This is a genomic window from Flavobacterium psychrophilum DSM 3660 = ATCC 49418, assembly GCF_002217405.1.
Lineage (GTDB): Bacteria > Bacteroidota > Bacteroidia > Flavobacteriales > Flavobacteriaceae > Flavobacterium > Flavobacterium psychrophilum.
This window is the reverse complement of sequence record NZ_MUHE01000050.1, coordinates 1-6,974: the sequence shown is the minus strand read 5'-3', so window position 1 is coordinate 6,974 and position 6,974 is coordinate 1. Positions and strand designations below refer to the sequence as shown.

Sequence of the window (6,974 nt, the reverse complement as noted above, 5' to 3'; positions counted from 1 at the left end):
TCTGCTTCAAGCATATGTTCAACTGCTCGTTTGTGCATTTGTTTAAAAAATGAAGTTAAATCTTCTCCATTTTTAAAGGATTTGTAGAATTCCTTGTTGTTTAATAAGTCGTCTCTTTCAATCATAATTATGTAAATATATAAAATGTTAAAAAGTTATTTCCGAAAATTTTTGAGCTTTTTGAATTAGCTCAAATTTTCAGAATAACTTTTTAACTTACACACTTTGTGTTATACTGCCTGAGTGTAAAAAAAGAAGTGTGTAAAAGGCTATTTTAATTCAAACTAAAACTATACACAATTTTCCCAACTTGCCTTTCTGGTGCATCGTCTTTAGATTGCCATTTGGTGTTCATTGCCGCAATTCGGGCTTGATCTAGTAAGCATTTTGCAGTATTTGTAGTACCTTTTACGCCTGGAACTACACTAATTGTATTCCCGTTTCTATCTACAGAAACTTCGACAGCTACTTTACCAGATTCGTTACAAGTATATTTAGGTGCTGGTTTAGATAATGCTTTTCTGCCACCTAGCGAATACCCTACACCACCGCCATTTCCGCTTCCTGAGCCAGAGCCATTTCCGGTTCCGCTACCAGAACCGTTTCCGCCACCTGTACCGCCACCAGAACCGCCACTTCCGTAGCCATCGTTAGATAAACTTCCGTTTGCTGAACCTTGATTTCCGTGTGTACTCGAGTTTCCGTCTCCGCCTTTATTTCCTCCTTTCAGGATATTTGCCAAAGCATAGTTAGTGTTTTTAGCTACTGTTGGCTTTGCAAGAGCGGGTTTACTTTCGGATTTTACAATATCAACCTTCTGTTTTTTTGTAATTATCTTTTTAGCAATCACTACCTCATTTTCTTCGGCAGAATTTTCTTGAGCTATAATTTGATTCTCGGCAGTTTCTACTGGCTTTACTGCTTGTTTGGTTTCGTTTTTTATCGCTAAAACATCACTTTCGAAATTATTTCCAGAACCAAACTCAGTATCTCCAAAATTTACAGTTACGCCTCCTCCTCCTCCTTCAGCTAATTCTTGCAGGTTTGCTGGTGGCCAAAATCGTATAAAAAATAATATCAGCAACAACAATGTATAAATCATTGCAGTTATTACGAATGACTTTCTTTTGTTTGATGCTGATATTACTACTCCCATAATTATATTTTTTTTAGTCTTAATGTCTAAAGTCTTAAAATCCTAACGCTAAAAATGTATTGATATTATTCACTAATTATCTTTAGTTTGATTTTTAAAACCAAATATCATATTTCAGTACTTCTTTCGACTTTATGACTTTATAACGTTCTCGCGCTACAGCGGGTTTGGGACTAAATTAAGCCCTATTTTCGGATTTGCCAAATCTCCCAAATACAAAACCAACTTTCCATTAAGCCAATTGCCCAAATCCGTTGTAGCGTGTGTTGGTGGCAGTTAATATTTCAGTCATTATTGAATATCTCTGATTTAATTTTAAAATCGGGTATGTGGTATAATATAGATTTTACAATTTTTTTGTCAAATCTAAATTCTTTTAAATTTTTCTTATGCCTTTTAAATTCTGCATATTCAATTCTTGGGTCAAATATAATATTATCTATTAATTCTAATGGATTAATCCTGTACGAAAATATATCAGAGTTTTCACAGCCTTTAAACTTACTGTTGTAAATTAATCGAACTTCATTTTCGTGTTTGAATGCATTTCTTTTAAATAATAATGAATTTGCAAGTCCTCTTCCATCAATATCAAAATATACCCAATTATCAATATTTTTATTTACATATCCTTTCAATTCTGGTGTAGAAAAGTATTCTACTTTTCCAATATATGAGCTATAATGTTCTACACCATTTAACGTTGATGATAAAGAATTTAGCAGTTTTCTTGGTGTTGTTGAAATTCGTACGCCATTTTTATCAGGTGAATAAATTCTCCACATAGCATCGCTTTCTCGTGTTCTTGTCCAACATTGTCCATATAAATCGTCTCGAAATCCAATAGTTGTGTTTTTTTCATCTTCAAATTTCAATTTGGTTATTGATTCAGAAATGAACGTTTCAAAAGGGTCATCCCATTTTTTCGGTCTAACTAATACATTATTCCTTGTCTCAAATAATTGAAATAATCTATTAATAGTTATTATTCTAAATATAGGTTCGTCCTTCTGTTTTTCAGTTAAATTCAAAAAGTTGTTTTCCATAAATAAAATATAAAAAGTTTTTTCTTATGTTTTCTGCGGTTTAATTGCCACCAACTTTCGGCTTTATGACTTAACTTTCAAGAACTATACCAATTGTTTCAAAGCGATTTCAAAAGCTGTTGCACTAATGTTTTTCTTGTCTGAGTTTAGGATATGTGCTTTTTCGATAGCTTTCTTGATAATATCTGAAGTATCGCTAAAGATAGATTCGTCTGTCATTTCGACTTTTTTCTCCATAAAATAGGCAAAAACACGAGCCATACCGCAGTTTGAAATAAAATCTGGAATTAAACTTACTTTGCTATCTACTTCTTCCATAATTGGACCAAAGAAAATTTCTTTGTCTGCAAAAGGCACGTTTGCACCACAAGAAATTACTTCTAAACCAGCTGCAATCATACTATCTACTTGGCTTTTTGCTACTAATCTTGATGCTGCACAAGGTGTAAAAATTTCGGCACCAATAGACCAAATTTTAGCATTTATTTCCTCGAAAGGAATCATGTTTTTTGCTACTAATTTGTTTCCATTTTTATTAAGAAATAAAGTTCTAATTTCTTCGAAAGTAAATCCGTTTTCATTAATCAAACCGCCATCTCTGTCTATGATTCCTACTATTTTTACGCCCATCTCTGCTAGGTAAAAAGCAGCTGCTGAACCTACATTTCCGAAACCTTGTACGATGGCTTTTTTGCCTACAACACTACCGCCATAAATATCATAATAATGACGAACGGCTTGTGCTACACCGTAACCAGTAATCATATCTGCAACAGTATATTTTCTTGTAATATCTGGCGAAAAAGTTGTGTTTTCTATGACTTTGACAACACCTTGACGCAATTGTCCTATTCTATTTATTTTATCAGCTTCGGTTGGTTTAAAATGTCCGTTAAAAACACCTTCCTGCGGATGCCAAACTCCACATTCTTCAGTCATTGGAATGACTTCATGAATTTCATCTACGTTTAAATCGCCACCTGTTCCGTAATAACTTTTTAATAAAGGGGAAACGGCTTTGTACCAACGCTGCAAAACACCTTTTTTACGAGGATCATTTGGGTCGAAATTGATTCCTGATTTTGCACCACCAATAGCGGGTCCTGAAACCGAAAATTTTACTTCCATAGTTTTTGCTAACGAAAGTACTTCATTCATATCTAAACCTTTACGCATACGTGTTCCGCCTCCTGCTGCTCCGCCACGAAGCGAGTTAATAACTGTCCAACCTTCTGCTTCGGTTTCAGGATCCTTCCAATTAAAAACTACTTCTGGCTCTTTATTTTCAAATTTATTTAGTAAGTCTTTCATATTATGGTATTTTTTTGCATTATTTTTTTGTTTCGCAAATATAAAAAAATAGAATCAAGAAAATTGTGTGTTTATAATTTTAAAACACACAATTTTCTTAATTCTATTCTGAAACCTTCCTAGCGTTAGTAAAACTAGTTTTCTTTATTTTTTAATTTATTATTCTTTACCTAATAATTCTTTTTTAAGTCCCTCATCGACAGGGTTATCAGAAAGCCATATTCCAAATAAAATTTTCTTAAAATCTAAACCAGGAATTTTTCCTTTTAAATCATTATTTTTATATACCCAAACTGATTCGTCTTTAGGATTATAGACTAAAGTAAATATATCTTCTTTTACAATTTTATTTTTCAACATTTTTTTAAACAACTCAATTCTTGGTTTAAAACTGTAAATATCTTTGCCCGCAGATTGTTCGAAACCTTTATCAAAATTTTTGGAAAACTTTGCAGAAGATACCATTGATGATTTAATTTGTATTCTAATTGCCATTTCCGTTTCGCCATTTATAATATACTGTGCGTCTTGTGATAAACTTGTTACATACAAGGCTTGTACATATACATCGACCCACATTTTAGATCTAGTTCCGAAACCATTTAGTTGTAATGTACTATTTTGAAAAGGGATTGTTCTAGGGACAATTACTCCGTCTGTTTCGAATTGTGTTTGTGCAGTTACAACATTCGATTCAAAAAATAAAAATAGAATAAAGAAGGAGAATATGAAATTTTTCATGTTTTTTTTTAAAGTATTGGTTAATTTTTTATGCAAATCTAAAAAAATTATGACAATATACAAAATATAACTTCTGTTAAAAAAATTATTTCGTATAAATTTTCCCTGAACTATGATTCTTTTTTGCACCCGTAACACTTGCCAAAACATTAATTTTGTCACGAAGTTTAAGAACACCTAGCAAAGCAAAAATTAAAGCTTCTTTAAACTCGATTGTTTTAGCGTTTGGGATTACAATTGTCATTTTTGGCAAAAAATATTGTATCTTTTCTATTAAAAAATTGTTATAGGCTCCTCCTCCAGTAATAAATAAACTACCTGTTTTTATGGGCAATGCCAAAGCAATTTGTATGGCAACATGCTCGGTAAATGTTCGCAGTTTGTCTTCTATTGATAATTGATAATTTTCGATAATTGGAAGAAGAATTGTTTTTACAAATTCAAAACCAAGCGATTTCGGATAACTTTTATGGTAATAATCTAATTCATTTAATTCTGACAATAACTCTTGGGAAACAATTCCTGAGCGAGCCGTTTGTCCTTTGTCATCATAATCAAATCCTAGCGTATTGGCATAAAAATTTAAAACTGTATTTACTGCCGAAATATCGAAAGCAATTCGGTTTCCGTTTTCATTAAAAGAAACGTTTGAGAACCCGCCAAGGTTTAAACAATAATCATACGCTGAAAATAAAATTTGATCGCCAATAGGTACTAACGGGGCGCCCTGTCCTCCTAGTGCTACATCTTGAACTCTAAAATCGCAAACTACGTTTTGGTTTATTAATTTTGCAATTTGAGGCAAATTTCCTATTTGCAACGTAAATCCGTTTTGTGGCTGATGCAAAATTGTATGTCCGTGTGAACAAACTGCATCGATATTTTCTATTTTATTGTTTTTAATAAAATTAGAAATAATTTCGGCTAACAATATTGTATAATCTGAATTTAGTTTTGCTAATTCTGAATCGCAAAAACCGACAGCTTCTTTAAGCTGATTAATCCAGAATTCTGAATAGCTAACAGTCTGACTTTCTTTTATTTCGAAACTCCATTTTTCGTTTTCTTCAAAAAAAATAATATGCGCCAAGTCTACCCCATCAAGTGAAGTTCCTGACATTACCCCCAAAACATTATAGTACTGCTTAATCATGGGTTAAAATTAGGAAAACCTTTTGAGAAATTCATATTAATCGAGTATATTTGAAAAGTTTTTTAAAATTTTTACAAACAAAACACTGATATAAAATGGATTTTAATTTAAGCGAAGAACAATTAATGATTCAACAAGCGGCAAGAGATTTTGCTGTTGCAGAATTATTACCTGGCGTTATAGAACGTGATGAACATTCGAAATTTCCAACTGAGCAAGTAAAAAAAATGGCCGAACTTGGATTTATGGGAATGATGGTAGATCCTAAATATGGTGGATCTGGATTGGATAGCGTTTCGTACGTTTTAGCCATGGTAGAATTGTCTAAGATAGATGCTTCGGCAGCCGTTGTTATGTCTGTAAACAACTCATTAGTTTGTGCAGGATTAGAGAAATATTGCAACGAAGAACAAAAAATGAAATATCTAGTGCCGCTTGCCAAAGGAGATGTTATAGGTGCATTTTGCTTGTCTGAACCAGAGGCTGGATCCGATGCAACTTCGCAAAAAACAACAGCAATAGACAAAGGCGATCATTACCTACTAAATGGTACAAAAAACTGGATTACAAACGGAGGAACTGCTACTACTTATATTGTAATTGCACAGACTGATGTTGAAAAAGGTCATAAAGGCATCAATGCGTTTATTGTTGAAAAAGGTTGGGCTGGTTTCGAAATTGGTCCTAAAGAAAAGAAAATGGGAATTCGTGGTTCCGATACACATTCGCTAATGTTTACAGATGTAAAAGTTCCTAAAGAAAATAGAATTGGTGAAGACGGATTTGGTTTCAACTTTGCCATGGCAGTACTAAATGGTGGAAGAATTGGAATTGCATCGCAAGCTTTAGGAATTGCAACTGGCGCATACGAATTAGCATTAAAATACGCACAAGAACGTATAGCTTTTAAAAAACCAATTTTTGAGCACCAAGTCATTGCTTTTAAATTAGCTGATATGGCAACCCAAATTATGGCAGCCAAAATGCTAGTACTAAAAGCTGCAACCGAAAAAGATGCTGGTCAGGACATATCGCAATCAGGAGCTATGGCAAAACTTTTTGCTTCAGAAACCGCTATGAGTACTACCATTGAAGCAGTACAAATACACGGTGGAAACGGCTATGTGAGCGAATATCACGTAGAACGTATGATGCGTGATGCAAAAATCACTCAAATTTATGAAGGAACTTCCGAAATTCAACGCATTGTAATTTCTAGGACTTTGGTAAAATAATACGCACAAAAACCTGAACAAAAAAGGCTTTAGTTATCTACTAAAGCCTTTTTTTTTGTGTTTGCGTAAAAAAAATTAAACGTCTATGCTTTTATAGAGGCAAGATATACTACTGGCGATTTTGAAGGTAAGCGTGTTGAACTAATTTTTAGCACTCCTAAATTATCAACCACTTTTCAACTTAATTATGTTGGTGATGCTTTTGGCGATACCTCTTGCTTATACTAGCGAAGATCTGGTCTGGAATCATTCCTGCAGTAGGACGAAGTTTGTACTTAGTATCTACCCAAAAATTTGATTCGTTTTTTTTTTAATAATACCATTTAAAGTTT

At 33.2% G+C, this 6,974-nt stretch carries 6 protein-coding genes and 1 pseudogene; 1 reads left to right on the top strand and 6 read right to left on the bottom strand.

Features of this window, described 5'->3' with window-relative positions:
- From B0A57_RS12505 to B0A57_RS11175, 6 genes and pseudogenes are all read right to left on the bottom strand, one after another.
- Positions 1 to 125: pseudogene (locus B0A57_RS12505) on the bottom strand (IS256 family transposase); the annotation flags it as partial.
- Positions 126 to 274: 149 nt separating this feature from the next.
- A complete protein-coding gene (locus B0A57_RS11195; RefSeq protein ID WP_034098713.1) occupies positions 275 to 1,156 on the bottom strand; it encodes a hypothetical protein in 882 nt (293 codons plus the stop codon).
- A 284-nt stretch (positions 1,157 to 1,440) separates the two neighbouring features.
- Complete coding sequence (locus B0A57_RS11190) at positions 1,441 to 2,202, bottom strand: DUF2971 domain-containing protein (RefSeq protein WP_038466759.1); 762 nt, start codon at positions 2,200 to 2,202, stop codon at positions 1,441 to 1,443.
- Between the two features lie 84 nt (positions 2,203 to 2,286).
- Positions 2,287 to 3,513, bottom strand: a complete 1,227-nt coding sequence (locus tag B0A57_RS11185) for a Glu/Leu/Phe/Val dehydrogenase dimerization domain-containing protein (RefSeq protein ID WP_034098714.1) — start codon at positions 3,511 to 3,513, stop codon at positions 2,287 to 2,289.
- A gap of 159 nt (positions 3,514 to 3,672) precedes the next feature.
- A complete protein-coding gene (locus B0A57_RS11180; RefSeq protein WP_011964030.1) occupies positions 3,673 to 4,254 on the bottom strand; it encodes a chalcone isomerase family protein in 582 nt (193 codons plus the stop codon).
- 85 nt (positions 4,255 to 4,339) lie between these two features.
- Positions 4,340 to 5,407, bottom strand: coding sequence for an anhydro-N-acetylmuramic acid kinase (locus B0A57_RS11175; RefSeq protein WP_034098716.1), 1,068 nt, complete (start codon positions 5,405 to 5,407; stop codon positions 4,340 to 4,342).
- A 95-nt stretch (positions 5,408 to 5,502) separates the two neighbouring features.
- Between B0A57_RS11175 and B0A57_RS11170 the strand changes: the two genes are divergently transcribed.
- A complete protein-coding gene (locus B0A57_RS11170) occupies positions 5,503 to 6,642 on the top strand; it encodes an acyl-CoA dehydrogenase (protein ID WP_034098718.1) in 1,140 nt (379 codons plus the stop codon).
- Positions 6,643 to 6,974 lie beyond the last annotated feature (332 nt).

Excerpts from the sequence above, each read along its gene's own strand:
- B0A57_RS11195 (WP_034098713.1), bottom strand. The coding sequence starts at position 1,156 with ATGGGAGTAGTAATATCAGCATCAAACAAAAGAAAGTCATTCGTAATA.
- B0A57_RS11190 (WP_038466759.1), bottom strand. The coding sequence starts at position 2,202 with ATGGAAAACAACTTTTTGAATTTAACTGAAAAACAGAAGGACGAACCT.
- B0A57_RS11185 (WP_034098714.1), bottom strand. The coding sequence starts at position 3,513 with ATGAAAGACTTACTAAATAAATTTGAAAATAAAGAGCCAGAAGTAGTT.
- B0A57_RS11180 (WP_011964030.1), bottom strand. The coding sequence starts at position 4,254 with ATGAAAAATTTCATATTCTCCTTCTTTATTCTATTTTTATTTTTTGAA.
- B0A57_RS11175 (WP_034098716.1), bottom strand. The coding sequence starts at position 5,407 with ATGATTAAGCAGTACTATAATGTTTTGGGGGTAATGTCAGGAACTTCA.
- B0A57_RS11170 (WP_034098718.1), top strand. The coding sequence starts at position 5,503 with ATGGATTTTAATTTAAGCGAAGAACAATTAATGATTCAACAAGCGGCA.